At 55.9% G+C, this 17,999-nt stretch carries 9 protein-coding genes; 3 read left to right on the forward strand and 6 right to left on the reverse strand.

What is annotated here, in order from left to right:
• Window positions 1-190: 190 nt before the first annotated feature.
• From DSM3645_RS13120 to DSM3645_RS13140, 5 genes are all read right to left on the reverse strand, one after another.
• Complete coding sequence (locus tag DSM3645_RS13120; RefSeq protein ID WP_002652673.1) at window positions 191-550, reverse strand: DUF3467 domain-containing protein; 360 nt, start codon at window positions 548-550, stop codon at window positions 191-193.
• 166 nt (window positions 551-716) lie between these two features.
• The gene (locus tag DSM3645_RS13125) at window positions 717-2,969 is read right to left on the reverse strand and encodes an HlyD family efflux transporter periplasmic adaptor subunit (protein ID WP_002652674.1); all 2,253 of its coding nucleotides are present in this window, start codon (window positions 2,967-2,969) and stop codon (window positions 717-719) included.
• Between the two features lie 12 nt (window positions 2,970-2,981).
• On the reverse strand, window positions 2,982-3,941 hold the full coding sequence (locus DSM3645_RS13130; RefSeq protein ID WP_002652675.1) for an HlyD family secretion protein: 960 nt from the start codon (window positions 3,939-3,941) through the stop codon (window positions 2,982-2,984).
• 72 nt (window positions 3,942-4,013) lie between these two features.
• A complete protein-coding gene (locus tag DSM3645_RS13135; protein ID WP_002652676.1) occupies window positions 4,014-6,065 on the reverse strand; it encodes an HlyD family efflux transporter periplasmic adaptor subunit in 2,052 nt (683 codons plus the stop codon).
• A 312-nt stretch (window positions 6,066-6,377) separates the two neighbouring features.
• Window positions 6,378-8,342 (reverse strand): preprotein translocase subunit SecA, encoded by a 1,965-nt coding sequence (locus DSM3645_RS13140; RefSeq protein ID WP_002652678.1) that lies wholly within the window; start codon window positions 8,340-8,342, stop codon window positions 6,378-6,380.
• Window positions 8,343-8,808: 466 nt separating this feature from the next.
• Between DSM3645_RS13140 and DSM3645_RS13150 the strand changes: the two genes are divergently transcribed.
• On the forward strand, window positions 8,809-10,230 hold the full coding sequence (locus DSM3645_RS13150; RefSeq protein ID WP_002652680.1) for a BBP7 family outer membrane beta-barrel protein: 1,422 nt from the start codon (window positions 8,809-8,811) through the stop codon (window positions 10,228-10,230).
• A 95-nt stretch (window positions 10,231-10,325) separates the two neighbouring features.
• Here DSM3645_RS13150 and DSM3645_RS13155 read toward each other — a convergent pair whose 3' ends face one another.
• The gene (locus DSM3645_RS13155) at window positions 10,326-12,725 is read right to left on the reverse strand and encodes a dockerin type I domain-containing protein (protein ID WP_002652681.1); all 2,400 of its coding nucleotides are present in this window, start codon (window positions 12,723-12,725) and stop codon (window positions 10,326-10,328) included.
• Between the two features lie 560 nt (window positions 12,726-13,285).
• On the opposite strand from DSM3645_RS13155, the gene DSM3645_RS13160 reads away from it, so the two are divergent.
• Window positions 13,286-15,154 carry a dockerin type I domain-containing protein gene (locus DSM3645_RS13160; protein ID WP_002652683.1) on the forward strand — a complete coding sequence of 623 codons (1,869 nt, stop codon included), beginning with the start codon at window positions 13,286-13,288 and terminating at the stop codon, window positions 15,152-15,154.
• A gap of 60 nt (window positions 15,155-15,214) precedes the next feature.
• On the forward strand, window positions 15,215-17,974 hold the full coding sequence (locus tag DSM3645_RS13165; protein ID WP_002652684.1) for a dockerin type I domain-containing protein: 2,760 nt from the start codon (window positions 15,215-15,217) through the stop codon (window positions 17,972-17,974).
• Window positions 17,975-17,999 lie beyond the last annotated feature (25 nt).

The following is a 17,999-nucleotide window of genomic DNA, read 5'->3' on the forward strand; positions in this document are numbered from 1 at the left end:
TCACTCCACCCTCTTCGACGAGCGGCGGCGGCAAGAAGTTCCGTTGGGGTGAATTGCGGGAATCCCCCTGTTTTTTGGGCGCGCAAAAAGAGCGACAGCCGTTTAAGGCTGTCGCTCTAGGTGGGATCCAAGGGGGAAAACGGGCTTCGCCAGATTTGTGGGCGAAAGACGCTTTCCGCTTGCGGTGCGATTAGCCCTGCTGGCGAACCGACGGCAGCATTCGTTTTTGGAAGTCGATTTCCAGATTACCGAACGCCGCTTCATGGCGCTGGACAGAAACCTGGAGCGCCGCCAGCATGCGCTTCGCCGTGTAATAGTTCAGAATAATACGTTGGCTGACCTTAATCGCGCCTTGCTGAACACCGACCGGTTGCGTGTTCAAAGCGAAGTCGATGATCAGCTCTTCGGGCGTACCGGTAACGCGACAGAAGTTGGCGTACGAAGCGATGAGCGCGCTTTCGTCCAGTTCGACCTGTTGTCGCTGGGGAGCGGCGGACTTGGCGGCGGCTTCGGGAGTATTCAGTTCTTCTTTTTCAGGGGCGTCGGCCATTGAGATTCGACTCCTTGTGGGCAAAGCAATTTGAGCGAAGTGAAACAGATAACGATTAGCTTAGTCAGGCAACCGCAGAGTAAACGACCAATACGTCATTTCTGCGACAGCATTTGGGTTTCGGCGTCGCCATAATCGCTGGAAACGATACAAGCGGAGTCGACAGCTACAGTTTGAAATGGAATGTGCGGTTCACGTATCGCCACATTCGAACGCCGAGCGGCTCCCAGGCGACGAAGATCTTGGCGCGACCGCGAAGTCCGACGGCGGTCATCGCTTCGGCGTCATCAAGCGGCGCTTGTGCTGGGAAGGTCGCGTTTTGCGGTCGAGCACGTCCTGACAGCGGATCGGTTTCGGCCGCCAGCTCTCCGCCTTGCGCCACTGTGAGGCTCGTCGGAACAAACTCGACCTGCTTATCGCCGATCTCGGCCAGCTTGGTTTCGAAAGTTCTGCCCGGAAACGCATCTAGCTTAATATAGACCTCTTGTCCCAGGTGGACCAGTTCCACGTAGTCCTGGTCGACGTAAATGACCGCTTCCATTTGGTCCGACTGGCCAATTTGGCATAGCGCGTCGCTGGTCGTGACATAGGCTCCTTGGTTTTTCAGCTCAAAGGGAGACCCGGACCAGGATGGCAACTGACCTGACCCGGCTTGCGGATCACGGCGATCAGGGGACGGGAAAATGAAACCGCTCGTGGGAGCCGGCACATTGATCAATTGTTGTTCGGTCCGCTTCTTCTTCAATTGCTCGCTGGCCGATTCCAACTGCTGGCGAACTTCCATATAACGCTGCTCAAATGAGCCGCCGGCCGTGTCGCCCAGACGCAAGTGTTGTAAGCTGTCACGCAACTTGGTGAGGCGCTTTTCCTCTTCTTCCAGCTCCGCGATCTGCATCAGCAAATCGTAGTTGACGACCCGAGCGAGTTGGGCGCCTTTTTCGACGCGTTGACCAGGCTGGACGAGCATTTGCTCCAGCACGCCTGGCACGACGACATAAGCGACCTCTGAATTTTCAGGGCGTACTTCGACCGGGCAATTGACCCATTGCGGCAATGGAATCAGTGCGATTGCGGCGACTACGCCGACGGCCACGGCGACCGTCGCGAAAACGTTCTTGCGTTTCACTTGCGACATTCTCCCCGGCACGTACATGAACTTGCCGAACTTCCAAAGGGGCATGACGACCAGGCCCCACAAGCCCATGATCGCGATCGATTGACCGATCACCTTCAAGCCCATCGGCTCGAAGACTTGATTGAGAAAATACAGAATCGAAAACATCACAAACCAACGATAAACGTTGGATGCGATCGTAAATAAGCCGAACCCCAGCAGATTGCGCTGCGGCAGGAACGGATCTTCTGGTTGCTCTAGACCTAAGCACCATTTTGACATGGAACGCTGCAAGATCGAACTTGCCTTTTGCCGCATGTTCGGCACTTCCATGATGTCCGACAAGATGTAATATCCGTCGTAACGCAGCAGCGGATTGCCGTTGAAAATGATCGTGCTGATCGAGCTGACGAACATCACTTGCAGACAGAGATGATTGAGCAGGCCGGGCTCGCTAAACCACCAAATGAACGTCGCTGTTGATGCGAGAAAGATCTCGATATACATCCCCGCCGCGCCAATCGCGGCGCGATGCCATTTGTTGGGGAGCATCCACGAGTCGGAAACGTTGCAATACAAGCAAGGAGTCAGCACCAGAAACATGACGCCCATTTCGTGGCATTCGCCGCCGAATCGCTTGCACGACAGGCCGTGGCCAAACTCATGGCAGACCTTCGTGACCGCCAGAACGCAGCCCAGCAGCATCCAGTTGGAAAGTTCCGGGCCAAAGAACTCTTGAAATTCTGGCAACCGACTGCGAAACGTGTCGTACTGAACCAGCACCAACAGCAGCGCCGAGAGTGCGTACAACAGCACGAAAATCATCGCCGGCATAGTGAACAGCCAACGCGTGTACGGCATCAGAAAGTTCAGGATCCATTCGGGATCGATTCCCTTAAAGCGAATCGACAGAATGTTCGACGCCGATTGCACCAGTTCATTCCATTTGCGATCATCACGGCGTTTTTTAAGTTGACGCCCCTGCTCTCGCGATTCGGCGATAATCAATCCGCTGCGATGCAACGTACCGATAAACTGCTGCAAGTCGCGAAAGCCGATTTTTTGCGGCGCGAACTCTTTTTCAAATTTCTCTTTGATCGTTTCGAGCGAAGTATGCCCATCCAGCATCATCAGGATGGCGTACTCTTCTTCTTGAAAGCGGAAGTAGTTCAGCCCTAGCGGTTCTTTCACAACCCAGTAGGCGCGCCCCTGATAATAATGCCGTCGAGCGGTCAGGTCGGGGCGAGCGCGCAGCCCCAACGAACGAGAACTGCTGGCGATCAAACTGTCAGTTAGCGTTGCCAACGTTATGCTCGTCTAGTTTCCGGTCAATGCGGCGGGCGACTTTTCGTTCCGGTTGCGGAAGCGATCCAGTTCGCGATCCGAAATCTGCGGACGATCCACGTGCACGGTGAATCCGGCGATGTCGCCAGGCGAGAGCGCCCAATAGCCTTTGCCGCTCACTTTGTTTTCAACAACCGCCGAAATGTCAAAGGCGCCGGTCGCGTCAATCTCGGGACTGATGAAGTTGACGAAGCCGGAGAACTGCTGCAGTCCCGAAGCGGTGCGAACCGAGACCGTCACCGGGCGGTGAATCAGTTGCTCTGGCTGGTGCAGATCGGCGTCGAGAGTTCCTTCTACTTTCAGCCATTGCAGGCCGATGATTCGCATCAGCGGATCGCCGGGACGAACCCACTCCCCTTCCTGGCGATAGACCTGAACGACGACGCCGTTGATCGGCGATTCGGTGCGACAGCGATCCATGACCATCTGCGCTCCTTCCATTTCGGCGAGACTTTCCGACGAGGCCAGCCCGCTGATTTTTTGGTTCATTGCGGCCTGCTCGATTTGCAACACGGCCCGCTGGTAGGCGAGCCAGGCTTTGTCGAGTTGGATCTTGCTGATGGTGCCGCGGCTGTCTTTGTTGCTTTGCTCAAAGACTTCGTGTTCTTTGAGAGCGACTTCCGCCGCTTTGGTCGCGTAGCGAACGTCGATATCGTTGGCCGCTTCGGTCATCGCTTTATCATGACGGAACTTGGCGATCTCCGCTTGTTTGGCGGCGGTGCGGTCATCAATCTGAGCGAGCAAATCCCCATCGACAACAATCCGACCGCGATAGGCCGGGATGGTGACTAGCATGCCGGTTTCTTGCGCCGGGACGTTCACCTGATCCAACAACGAGACCAAGCAATGGTTGACGACCACGCCGTCAGGGCTGGCGGCGGCAGCGGGCGCTTGTCCGACGGCGGCGGCGAGTAAGAGAATAGCGAGCGTCATTGAATCTTGTTCCTGAGGATTAGCTGTCTTGAGATAAGGCGCGCAATGCGAAAGCTGGTCACGCTGCGTGGCTTAAAACAGCACGCGAGACTGGATGAACTCCCAAACCTCGTGCAACCAGGTGTACCCAAGCGGCGCCGTCCCACAATTGATTTTCGCGGTAGCAGTCGCTCCGGTTCGTAGCTGCGGCATCGCGGCCAATAGTTTTTCTTTGTCGATTGCAACTTTGATGCGGACGATTTGTCCTTCGTCCGGATCGGCTTGGGCAAGTCGCTGAATCTCGACTAACTTCCCTTCGAGCTGCGTTCCTGGGTTACTGGCCATGATGTAGGTCACGTCCAACTCATCGCCCAGTTCCTGTTGAGCGCCGACGATGTGCTGTAGACGCTTCTCCGGCATCTTGACTTCCAGAACCCATTCTTGATTGGGGTCGACGACCGTCATCAAGATTTGTCCCGGCGAGACAGGGCGTTGCATCAGCGAGTCGCGAACGTCCCAACTGACGATTTCGCCCGCGATCGGACTGCGAACTTCCAGAAACTGCTGCTTCTGCGCGAGCAACGCCAACTGGTCGGTCAGTTTGGTGATTTCCATTTCGGCAAGCGACAGGTCAATCGCCAGCTGACGCTTTTCGTCGTCATCTTTGGCGAAATTGCGGCGGTGAATTAAACCGCGCAGCGACTGCTCCGCTTTCGACTGCTCGCCCAGCAAGCGTTCGTACTGCATATCGAGATCCCGGTTGCGCAACTTGGCGACCAATTGCCCCGTTTCGATGAATTGACCATGGCTCACCGGAACATCGACCACTTCCCCTTCTTCGCGGACAAAGATGTCGCGCTTTTCGATCGGGGTCAGCGTCGCCTGACCAGAGAGTCGAAAGGGGACCTGGATCAAGCAGAGCGCCAAGGTCGCCGCAATCACAGCGACGACAACGCCGACCGTTTTCGGAAGATTGCGAGCTTCGACCAGCAGTCGCGATTTGGCGAGCAAACGCCACAACGGAGTCAACGGGATATTGTTGTAGTCGATCGCATTGGCCAGCGCTCGGCAGCTATGCTCCGAGATCAGCTCAACCCCTTTGCGAAATTCGGCCTGGTTCGAGCTGTCTTCGATTTGCTCGACGATCAGAGCGCCCAGGATTTCACCCTGGAATTCCCGTTCCTCTTCGCCTTCCAGTTTTTCGTTGGCGTCGGTCGCATGTTCGGGACGACGAAGCGGAATGATCGCGATTGTTTTGGTGTGCGACTCGTCCACGTAGTCGTGTACGGCCGTTTCCAACTGCGGCGAAAGATCGTCGGTTTGCCCGTTGAACCAAAAGGCCTCGCCGGTATCCATGACCGTTTTGGTCAAACCGCCCAGCAGCGTGATCTGGTTGGAGCGCGCGTCGAAGACGTCTTGTCCGCTCACCGCTTCGACTTTCCAGCGCCGTCCGCGCCGCAATGCGACGCTCACGCGGTCACAGCCGATAAGGCGGCGCCCTTCGTTGGCGATGGTGTAAGCCGTTTGACGAAGATCCAAGTTTTCGTGAACCGCGCGGGAGAACTGCTCGATCTTCGCCCACAACGACTGGCGGTCCGAGTAGTCTTTCAGCTGACGCGTTTTAAACCATTCGGTCGTCAGCCCGCACATTTGTTCGAGAAAGCGGAGATAGCCGCGCTGACTCGCGGGTTGCGAGTCAGGACGCTGGAAGATCTCGATAACCCCCTCGACCTCTTGTTCTTCGTTTTTGATCGGAGCGACCACCAGCAGCGAATTGGTCGGGTTGCCGGAAGCGCCTTCTTCAATCGAACCCGATTGAGGAGCCAGCAGTTGGCCGGGAGCGCCTTTGAACATCTCTTCGATCAAACGCAGATGGCGAATGCCGTCGGCGTCTTCCGGATCGACCAGACTGCGCGTCAGGTTGACCTGATAGATCAACCGCGGACGGCGCTTCTCATCGTAGATCCAGACGGCGCCGCCGATCGCGGCCAACGCAGAGACAACTTTTGGCAACATCTCGCGGAAATAATCTTCCGGCGGGACATTCTGTTTCGAAAGCGCAGCGATCTCTTGGATCAGACTTCGAATCTGTCGCTTCGTGCTTTCGAGTGACTCTGGATTAACCGAGGACGATTCGGAGGACATAGCGGATTGTTGATTCATCGAGAACTTGGGAAGGGATTGGGAACCCGGCTTGGGGGCTCCAACATCAGAATCTTACTACCCACCTTACCAACGGCGAGCGAAAACCGAAATCGACGTATTTCAAATCCAATTCAGATCTTTGGGTAATCGCCGGCAATCTGCCGCATCAATTTGATTTTGCGGATTGTCGTGATCGTAACGACTAGCGGCGATTGAAGTTGAATACGAAAGTAGGAGTGCAATCGCCCAAACAATTGAGACGTTCTGGCTGCGGTTTTCGTTCCGAATAGAACGAGTTTGCGGGACGGTGCGTTAGTCTGGGGAGTCTAGGTAAGGGTCCTGCCCCATTTCGCGGTGCATTTTCTTGCGCATCTTTTCGTGATAGAGCAGCACCTTGCGGTCTCCAAAATGCTTGCGTTCGATTTTTCGCTGTGCTTTGCGGAAGAGAGAGGCGTAACTATTGAGTTCGCCGGTCGCTCTTTCGCCGATCGCCGCCAGCTTTTTGGCGCGGATCGGGCCATAGCCGATTCGAAGGCAATCGTCGTCAAGCGACATGTATTGTCGGACCGAACCAGGATCTCCCTGGCGTCCGCAACGACCGACAAGCTGACGATCGATCCGAGCCGAATCGTGTAGTTCGGTGCAAATCACATGCAACCCGCCCAACTCTTTGATCTCTTGCGACAGTTTAATGTCGGTACCGCGTCCGGCCATATTGGTGGCGACGGTCACTTTGCCGGGGGCGCCGGCGCGAGCGACAATTTCAGCTTCGATCGCGACGTGACGCGCGTTGAGAACTTCGTGGGCGATCCCTTCGGCCTCTAATAATTGGGCCAAGTGCTCGCTCTTTTCGATGGTTCGCGTGCCGATCAAGATCGGGCGGCCGATCGCGTGGAGTTCGCGAATCTCCTCGATGATCGCTTCCCATTTGGCCTCTTCGGTGCCAAAAACGCGATCGGACCATATTTTTCGTTGCACCTTACGGTTGGTCGGACAGCGAATGACGTTGATCTTGTAAATCTTTTTGAATTCGGCGGCCGAAGTCGATGCGGTGCCGGTCATGCCGCCCAGGTGCGGATAGCGGATGAACATATCCTGCACGGTAATTCGCGCTGCTTGGCCGGTGGCGACGGTCACTTCGATCTCTTCTTTCGCTTCGATCGCTTGGTGGATGCCGCCGCTCCATTTTCGACCTTCCGCGAGACGGCCGGTCGACTCGTCGACGATCACGATCTCGCCGTCATTGATGACGTAATGCTGATTGAAGTGGAAGTCGCGGGCGACCTTGATCGCGCGCTCGATGTAGTCATACAGGTCGACCAGGCCGACCGGATCGAGTTCCGGCGGTTTGGCGAGCCGACGAACGAGTAAGCGACCTTCAATGGTCAGCTCGACCGACTTCCGGTCGTGATCGTATTCGTATTCGTCGTCCTCGGTGAATTCTTTCGCCATTTCGGCGGCCCAGCGATAGCATGCGACCGCACGTTCTTCGGCTTCGCCGGGGATCGAACTGATGATCAGCGGCGTGCGCGCGTCATCAATCAACACGCTGTCGGCTTCGTCCACTAGACAGTAGTAGGCGCCGCGTTGAACGGGGAGTTCGTTTTGCTCCTCTTCCTTCGACATCAGCGTACCGAGGACGCCGAGCCCTTGCTCGCGAGTCTGGCGAATCAGCAAGCGGTCGCGGAGAAAGTCGAAGCCGAATTCTTTCGAGGTGCCGTAAGTGATATCGCAGGCATACGCTTTCCGACGAGCGTCCGACGGCATTTGGCCTTCCACGACGCCGATGGACATTCCCAGCATCTCGTAGAGCGGCGCCATGATCTCGGCGTCACGTTTGGCCAGATAGTCATTGACCGTGGCCAAGTGAGCTCCGTTGCCAGGCAAAGCATACAGATACATCGGCAGCGTCGCCGTCAGCGTTTTGCCTTCGCCGGTCTCCATCTCCGCAATCGCGCCGTTGAACATGATCATGCCGCCGATGAGCTGCACGTCATAGTGGCGCATGCGAATGGTGCGGCGGCCTGCTTCGCGGACCAAGGCGAAAGCCTCAGGAAGCAGCCGAGCTAGCGATTCGCCGCTCTTCGCGCGATGACGCAGACCCAGGCTGTATTTGCGGAGTTCGCGATCCGATTTTGTTTTGAACTGTTCCTCAAAACGCTCGATCTTGGGGAGTTCGGCAACAAAACGCCCCAGGCCGCGTCCGGTGACCCAGCTATACGCGTGGGAGACAGGATCGGCTTTGAAAGTGCGTGATTCGGCGATTTGCGTCGACATAGGCTCTTTAAAAAGGGTTTTTCGCAGCTACTTAGTATGACTTCCAGCCGCGAAGGTTCCCACCGTCTGGTCGCCGGAAACCTTCGGATTGCCGCCGTTAAAATAGGCAAGATCGGAACGGGGTTGGTTTTGGCGAGGCAAGGCGGCAAAGTTTGCGCAGATATCCTGTTTGCTCAGTGGAGGATCTCCAACAGATCGATAATTCGGTTTATGACAATGGCCGCGTGCTTTTACTTAATCGCTACAGGTCGTTTCGCCGACATCTCTAATACGTCCAGAACAACCGCACTACGCTCGGTAAGCGGAGGTGGTTCGGCCAGTGGCGGACAAGCGAAGCTGGTGATGAAGCTAACCCTTCGTCGCACCTAAACACACTTGAATTCGCCTCATGCTTGCGGCTCACTCCGCATCGCCCCGGCGCATGGCATGAAACACGTTTGGCAGTCGTAGCGTGCGAGCAAAGATCATGAAGCCCAATATATTGATTCTATCGACGGCCTTATCCGCCGTCGCGCTATTCTCGACGCAAGTCGGCGCTCAAACGCCGTACGCACCGGGCTATCCGCCACAAGCGGCTCCGGCGTATGGTGGTCCAAGCGGATATTCGATGCTGGGTGACGGCAATGCAATGCCGTATGGTCCAATGGGACCTGCGTCTGGCTATGCCGCGTCTCCGGTCGGATACCAGCAAGGCGCTCCACTTGATTATCAAGACCCGAGCATGCAGCCGATTCCGGCGACCGATTACGGCGACTACGGTCCGCAAGCGGCGTACGACCAAAGCGTTCTCACGGGTTCGCCGTATGCCGAAACTTGTCAGGACGCATCGTGCAACAGTTGCGATCTGCCTCCTCGCGTTTACGGTTCAGCCGACCTGCTGGTCATGTGGCGTAAAAATTCGACCTTGCCGGCATTGTTGACGACAAGCGCTCCCGCAGATGAAGGAGTCATCGGCGCACCGACCACGCAAACGCTGTTTGGCGGAACCGAACAAGGTCACCCGTTGACCGGCGTCCGATTCACCACCGGGCTGTGGCTCGACAACTACCAAAACTGGTCGGTTGGCGGTCGCTTTCTAGCGCTGGAACGTGAAGTTCTGGGGATCAATACGACATCGGCTCAGTTCTCGACGCTCGCCTTTCCGTTCTTTAACACCAACACCGGTACGAACGGATCCTTTGTCGTCGCATTGCCGGGCGCCGGCACCAATGCGGCCGACGACACGTCGGTGAACATTCGGAAGACGAATAACTTTTATACCGGCGACATCTTCCTCACGAAGCATATCGTGACGAACCATGCGAATCGCGTCGACTTTGTCACCGGCTATAGCTTTGCTCGGATCGATGATGCATTGGCGATGAACTCGCAGTTTACGGCAAGAAACGGCGGCGGCAGCTTTCCGCTAAATTCAACGGTCACAACTTCGGACAACTTCTTAGCCAAGAACGACTTTAACGGTGGTCAGTTCGGTTTGATCTTCGACTTCCAAGATGGCCCGTTCACCTGGCGTGCTCTGACCAAGATCAGCGTTGGCGGAATGCATCAACGGATGGCGATCAACGGCAGTCAAACGGTAACGGATCCCTTTGGCGGACCGCCGACGACAACGGGCCAAGGCTATTACGCTCGCAGCTCGAATAATGGCAACTATCAGCGAGACGTCTTCTGCTATATTCCGGAAGCCAACGTCGACCTGATCTACGCTTTGAACGGCAACTTGGACTTGAAGGTCGGTTGTACTTACATCTATGTCAGCGATGTCGCTTTGGCTCAAAGCGGCGTACCGGGAACGATCAACCCCAACGGCGGCGATCCGGTCTTCCAGTTCGCCAGCGACGACTATTGGGCGTTGGGCGCCACGTTTGGTCTCGACTTCCACTACTAATCGGTGGTTGAGACAGGTCGATGCAATCAAGCAGAGCCGGCTCAAAAGAGCCGGCTCTGCTTATTTCTTGTCGCTTGGCGATCGTCGTATGACGACTAGAAATCCTCGAACGCAACGTCGACATTCGACAAACGGTCGACGATCGTTTCGATGTCACCGATTAGTCGGAAGATCACCGCATCGCTAGTGTCGGCGATCAGAAGAAAATTCGGATCATTCAGCGAGAAGGTAATTGGCGCAACCACCGGATCGGTGCCAGAGTCGTTGTCGTGGTCGATCCGCAAGAATGCCTGGCCCGTTTTGGTGGCCGTATTGAACAAAAATCCTTCGACCGAAAGCAACTCGTCCCAGCCTTGGTCAGGCGAGTACCATTCCAATTTGCCCTCGTTGCCCGGCTGCTTCGAGACAGCGAACAGAATTGAGTTTTCGCCCACATTCGAGATCGAATCGTTGGGACCGCGATAAGCCGGCGTTCGTCCTACAAATCCCAGGCCGAGTGCCGGCGGAGTGAGAGTGCTGGGACTGATCGTGATGTTGGAGATCATGATCGTTCCATCGCTCATGACTGACACGTTGGGCGGCAGAGCCCCGCCAAACCCGGTGCCGTACGGATAAACGAATTTGGGAGCCGTGATCTTGACCGTGTAGGTTCCGGCGTCAATTCCAGCGAAATTGAATGATCCGTCCGCTTGCGAACTGAACGTGGTGCCGACAAGCGCTCCGTTACGGTACAGCCCGACCTGAATGCCGCCGATGAATTGCTCGGGGCTGGCGCTGTTCCCGGCGTTGTCGTTCCAGACGCCGTCATAATTGACGTCAAAATAGAACCCGCCCGAGATCAAACTATTGAACGGAACGCGGATGGTGACAGTCGCCGTATCGGTATGCACGACGTTTTGGTCATCGGTGTAGCTGATGGTGTAGGTGAAGGAATCAAAGCCTGGAAGCGCCGCACCCTTGTAGAGGAGCGACTTGTTGTCCGCTGAGATTGCTAGGCGACCCTCGGTTACCGCGTCGCCGTCGATAGCTACGATCGTAATTTCGGACGCTGCGACGACGCGGCCGCTTTCGGTAGTGATGTAGTCGTTCGCCAACACTTCCAGCGTCACTTCTTCTCCCGGCAGCACCGTGGCGAAGGGTTCGGCATTCTCCAGGTCATCCACTGCGATCACCGTGGGCGAAATATTGACCGTGACGGTCGCCGTGTTCGTATTATTGCTGTCGTTCGGATCCGTCAGCGTGTATTCAAATACCTCGGTTCCTGCGCGGTTCGTCGGCAATCGGTAGACGATGTATTCATCGGAAAGATTGGGAAGACCAGCCACTGGATATTCGGCCGTCGTTCTCACCATCACGCGACTCTCGAGATCGGCGATCGAGGTGAGTGCATCCAGACCGTAGTTAGCACCCAGGGTCAGATCGACGCCGGCGCCCATCACGAGCGGATTGCCGCTGAAGTCCGTGTCGTTCGCTTTGACGTCAATGACGAGATACTGCTCGCCATCAATCTCGACAACATGGGGGTCATCAGCGGCGATCTCATCAATCAGGTCGGCCGAAACGCCGACGACGTCATTGTTGGCGCCGGGAACTGCTTCGACGGTGATCGTGATCATGGGGAACGCGATGTTCACGACATCCAAGGGATCCTCATTGTCGGGATCTGGGTTGACCAGATCTTTGAACACGATCGCCGACTGGTTCACGTCTTTCGAATCGGGATCGTTATCGTCGACCGTTGCATCGGCGAAGAGCCCTTGTAGCGTGAACGTTCCCGTCGAGGTCGGCGTAAAATCAATCGTGTAGAGAACCTGGTCAGCGGTCCAACCGCCTGGCAGGGCATTCCCGTTACTAATGGCGGAGGTCCCGCCGGCGTTTTTGATGAGGCCTGTGCTGGTGACCCCGATCTGCACAGTGCCGGGACCGAAGTACTCGCCCAAAGTTCCGGGCTCATTCGGTTGGACGACTAAAGGATCGAATCCAATATCCAGAAAGGCGCCGGTGATATCCGGGGTGTCAAGATCGCCGCCGGTGAGCGCCGAAGTATTGCGTACGGTGACGACCAAAGTGAAGACGCTTTGTTCGACATTAATCGAGATCGCCGGTCCGGCGTCCGGATCATTGTTTCCGTCAAAACTGGTGCTGGTCTTTCCCAGCGACTTACCGTCTTGCAAGATCTCGAAATTAAATGCGGCCGAATAGGAACTGTCCGCATCTTCCGCTTCAATCAAGGACTCTAGCATCCTAGTGATGTCGAGCGGATTGAAGACCCCATCGTTATTTACATCGAGAAACAGAACCTGCTCCCCTTCGAGACCGCCGGCGGTCTGGGAGGTTTGCATGAAGGAGCGGTTCCCCTGCTGAATCTGGGCAATCATGATCTCCAGATCGGCATTGTCGACCTTTTGATCGTCGTTCACATCAAGCCCCATGCTGGGGTTATGCCAGGCGTTCAGATCAGCCGCCAGCATCGCGCGGGGCTCGAGGGCCTCCATATTGGCGCCAACCGTCCGCGAGGAGCGGCGAGTGGATGGGCGGCGGTTCGAGGCAGATTTATTTCGCTTTTTCATGGCCAGCCAACGGTTCTGGATGTGGGTAGTCAGGAGAATCTGGGGGGAGAGGGTCGTCTGTTGCCCCAGGATAATTATGCGATTTGGGCTTCGCAATCAAATTCCTCGAATCGGTGCAATCGCTAAAGCTCTCCTGATCGGAATTTCTTCGGCAGTTCGGCGATTCGCTGCTTTTGGTCGCGATGCTCGGATGCAAAGTTCCCCCACAACCGACTTTTTTTGCGAAATCGATAGATTCCGTCGGATGTCGGACGCAAAGAAGGAACTTTGCCCCTATTAAGCGCATCAGATTCTGACCAAGGGATCTGAATAGCTTGGAATAATCGATACAGCCGATATAGGCGTCGTAATCGCCGTATTAGCGGCAGATTAATTGTTGTTGCACTTAGGGGGCGCGATTATTGTGAGACTGTCGCATTTCGACATCACTCCAAATTCCGCTCCACCTTGCCGCTACGCACCTTCGCTCCTCGCGAGAATTGCAAATGTCAAATAGCCTGCGTCAACTACGTCCCCGATTTGAGACGTTGGAAGCTCGAGAAGTGCTTACCCAGTTCATGGCGGTCTCGCTGGTTGCGACTGATCTAACTGGGAGCGAAATCACTTCCGTTGCAGTTGGTCAAGCTTTCAATTTGCAAATTTGGGTCGAAGACTTGCGTGACATGGTGGATCCCTCGATTACACCGGAGAGGTATGCCGGGGATCCGGATCCAATGGATCTAGATCAGTCAGGGTTATACCAACCGGATCCTAATGGGGTAGCCATCGCTTATGTCGACCTGCTGTTCGACGGGAGTGCGTTTGATTTTAACGCTGCGTTGGGCCCGCAGACTGGGCCTGGTTCGCCGGCAATTGTATTCTCGCAGTTCAGTTACAACGCCGATAAATCGACAGATGGTGTGATCGAAGAGTTGGGCGCGTTCATCGCTGGGAATAAAGCAGGCAACGGTGACCCGCGACTCTGGCTCACGGTCCCGATGGTGGCCGAGGATACGTCGGGACCATACGAGTTCAAGGTCCAGCATCCGGTGTTGAATGAAGATTTTCCTAACACGCCCGAAGGAATAAAAGCGGCGTTAGCATTTAGTGGGACGAATTCAAGCACGTTGTATCGGACCGGCGCCACTCCGCTGAACCCGGAAGAAATTAACTATTCGGGTGCGACCATCACCCTGAATGTGATTGAACCAAGCGATTCGGTTGAAATTGATCTGCGAATCGTAAAAACAGCGACTGCAGTTAATGGTTCCGGCGAAGTCGGCATGTTGCCTGAAAACGTCGCTTGGTTGGATGAGTGGGATCAATTTTACGTGGAGATCTATGCGACGGCCCCCGAGGGGGCTTCTCTCCAGTCCGTAAGTGTGACGATTGATTTCACCGATGCGTTTCATAACGTCCGCGAGATCATCGACGCGAGCGACGATGCGAATATAAAATTCGTCGCGTCGCAAGTTTCTTACGCCAGCACCTCGAACAGCGTATCGGCCACGTTCAACACCGCGCTGAACAATATCGGCGACAACAATACGCCGGCGCTGCTGGGTCGGATCTATTTTGGCCCTGACATCAATCCCGGCGGCGGCGTCGATATCGACGCGTCAGGCGACTATGCCGAAGCGGAGACGACCGGCTTTGTGGTGACCGGCGGAGACGCCAACGTCAGATATAGCGGATCAGCCGAGCCGGCCGCTGTGACAAGCGGATCGTCCGCTGCGACCGATATTTGGGCCGTTCCCTACGACTTGGATGATGACGGATCGATTTCATTGATCGATTTGACGCAAGTCATTCGTAAGATTGGTTCGCCGGTAACGACGGTCAACAATTTGTATGACATGGACTTCAACCGCAATGGCTCCGTGGATCTGGTCGATATTTCGTTGCTGATCAGAAATATCGGAATCAGCAAGACGACTCTTTCGCCACGGCTTTATTACTCTGGCTTTCCGTTCGAGGATGACTCGGCCATGGCCATGATCGAGGGGGAATCGGTCGGCGCAAGCAGCGCTGTCCTCTTGGAAGGAGAGTCCGTGGCGTCGGAATCGCCCACGCTTTCTTTCGAGGAATCGTCGAAGGTCAGTGATCCCGTTGCGACTCCGACCTCCTACCCGCTTCTGCTTTCCTCGCCGACGACGAACTCGACCAGCCAATCGGAGTCGGCCCCGGCGGGCGGCGCATCGTCTCCGAAAGAGTCGGTTGCGACGAACGCACCGACAACCGGCGGCGACGTGCAGACGATGCTGATCCTTGACGCCGCTGAAAACATGGCGTCGGAGGATTTGGCGACCGACTCTGAAGCGGTCGATGAAGTATTCGCCGATCTAGAAATTGAAGATCTGCATTTGACGATGTAATCGCAATCGGGCGGCTCTGCCGCCGATTTCTTTCTCTTCGTAGATACCGAAGCGCAATCCATGACTTCTCATCGCCGATTTCGGAAAGGTCGCCAGCGCCGCGACGCGAAGTCGGCGTTGTCCACGCTTCGACTCGAAGCGTTGGAGTCGCGCCTCAATTTCTCGGGCGTTCCGCTGGGCGCCGCTCCGACCGATACCGGCGAATTCATGTTGGGTGACGTTTCGGTCACCGTCGTCTTTCTTGAGTCGATGCAAAGCGGCGGCGTGGATGCGAATTCGGAAGACTGGACGCAGGCGGAGATCAACGCAAGCAAAGCGAAAGTCGACGAAGCGCTGCAGTGGTGGGTCGATACCCTGGCGCTGCAAAACACGGTCCACGAACTCAACTTTCATATCAACTATCAGTACGCGGATAACCCGGTCCCGACTCGCTATGAACCGATCAGTCGAGCGGCCGCCGAATTCGACAAGTGGGCTAGCGACTTTCTGGACTATGCCGGCGCCGAGCGGTCGAACGACATTATCCAAGACATCCGGCTGTTTAATGACTCACGCCGCGTCGCGGAAGGAACCAACTGGGCGTTCACGATTTTTGTCGCTGACGCTTCCAATGACTCGGATGGATATTGGAAAAACCCGGGAGGCATCGCCGGCGGATTTTCGGTCGCCGGAGGCGCGTTCCTCGCGATTCCCAATAGTCGCCCTGCGATTTCCATCGCGCATGAGACGGCGCACCAGTTTTGGGCGATGGACGAGTATTTAGGCTCGAAAGGCTACTACGAGCAGCGCGGCTACTACGATACGCAAAATACGAATGCGCTTGTCGACCGTCCTGCAGATGCGCCGCCGGTGGTCGATAGCTTGATGCTGTCGAACATGGAGATGCAACGCGCCTACGCCAATCACACCAGCTCAACGTCGATGTTTGAGTCGATCGGCTGGAAAGACTCGGACGGCGACGGCATCTTTGACGTTCTCGATCAGCCTCTTTCGCTGAAGGGAAGCGGTGCGCTGGACGCTGACTCGTTGGAATATCACTTTGTCGGACAAGCGTCGGTCGGCGTCTTGCCAAATTTGAATACCGCCGGAACGCAGCAGTCGTTCAATCAGTTCTTGCACAATGACATGACCATCAATACGGTCGCGGCTGTTGAATACCGCATCGATGGTGGCGAATGGCGAATCGCCGAGACGTATGACGAGTATGTCGCCGACATCGATATTCGCATTGAATTGCCCAGTTCGGCGCTGCATGTAGTTGAAATTCGTGCAATCGACGCGACAGGGGCAATCGTTTCTGATGTCTTCGCTGGTTCGACCACCGAGATCGCGGCGACCACTGAAATTGGAGCGACAGGGTTTCTGTTTGACGATCAGAATCGAAACGGCGTTTTTGATCCCGGCGAAGTCGGACTCTCTGGTTGGTCCGTGCAACTGGTCGATTCTCAAAATACGCCGATCGCGACGCAGATCGTCGTCGAACCAGACAACTTTGGCGACGGCGATCAGATTGATGATTTCGTACCTGGCGCCTCTTTCTCGGCGTTTGGCGAAAACATCATCGGCGCGTTTCCGAACGTTTTTTCGCAGGCCAACGCCGCCGCGACCACCGGCTCTCGAGTCTTTGGTTACTATCGCTGGATAGACGGTACGGTCGGGCACTTCTCAGAGTGGAACGCGCAGCAACAACTGCGAGTCGACTTGGAGTCGCCTGTGAGCCGCGTCTCGATCGACGCGATCGGAACCAGCTCCGGCAGCATCGGGCGTCTGGAAGCGTACGATGCACAAAACAACTTAGTTGGTCGCTACACGACTGCCGAGTTAGCGGGCGGACAAGCGGAAACGATGCTTGTCGAACTCGATTCGCCGCGGATCGCCTACATTGTTGTCGCTGGCCAACTCAGCACGAGCGTTCGGCTTGACAATTTTGTCGCCGGCCAGCCTGCCGCGGTCGAAACCGATCCGTTTGGCGCTTTCGCGCTGCCGATCGATGTCGCTGGCGACTATCAGTTGCGAATTACGGCGCCTAGCGGAGACGCTCAGACCTATGTCGTATCTGGCTCGACAACAGCGATGTTTGCGCTTCAGCCGCTGGCCGGTTTTCGTTTTGCGATCAAACCCGATTCGTTGAATTGGCACAATCCATACTTTGGTTCCGACATCAATGACGATGGCCAAGTCGATTCGACTGACTTTGAAATGGTGCTCGCGGAACTATTGGATCCGATTTATTCGGACGCCCATCAGTTTGGCGGTGATCACCACTCCCCTGCCCCGTTTATGGACGCCAACGACGATGGCCGCTTCAACGCACTCGATGTGATTCGAGTTTTGGAAGCGATCTTCGTCGCCGAGAACTCTCTTCCGTCCGAAGAAGAGGCCGTCCTGCTGACCAGCAGCGACGCCGAAGAGAACGACAAATCGGTCAAGCCGGAAACGAACTCATCGGCGCCTGATGTGGCTGCGTTGGATGACGTCGCTTCTTCGATCATCGTGTCGAATGCCGCGACGCCGGATGTTGTTGCGATGAGCACGCCGTCTCAGGCAGACGGTTATGAATCGGCGTCAATCGGCGACGACTGGGGACTGGGTAGTCTTTCGGCAGGCGAACAACCCGCTCTCCAAGATCACATCAGCGAAGGCGAAGCGGTCGTCAGCGAGGACATCGTTGGCAACGATTCGCCCAGCGCCATGGCCACGAATGATCGCATCTTGGCGAACGCGGCGGACGACATCTTTCTGGCGATGTTCAGCGACGAAGAAGAAGAGGAGATCGGTGAGCTTGATTCCTTCTTCGCTCCTTGGGGCTTGCTTGATTAGCTCGCTCTTCAGCAAGCGGAACAAA

Source organism: Blastopirellula marina DSM 3645, from assembly GCF_000153105.1.
Lineage (GTDB): Bacteria > Planctomycetota > Planctomycetia > Pirellulales > Pirellulaceae > Blastopirellula > Blastopirellula marina.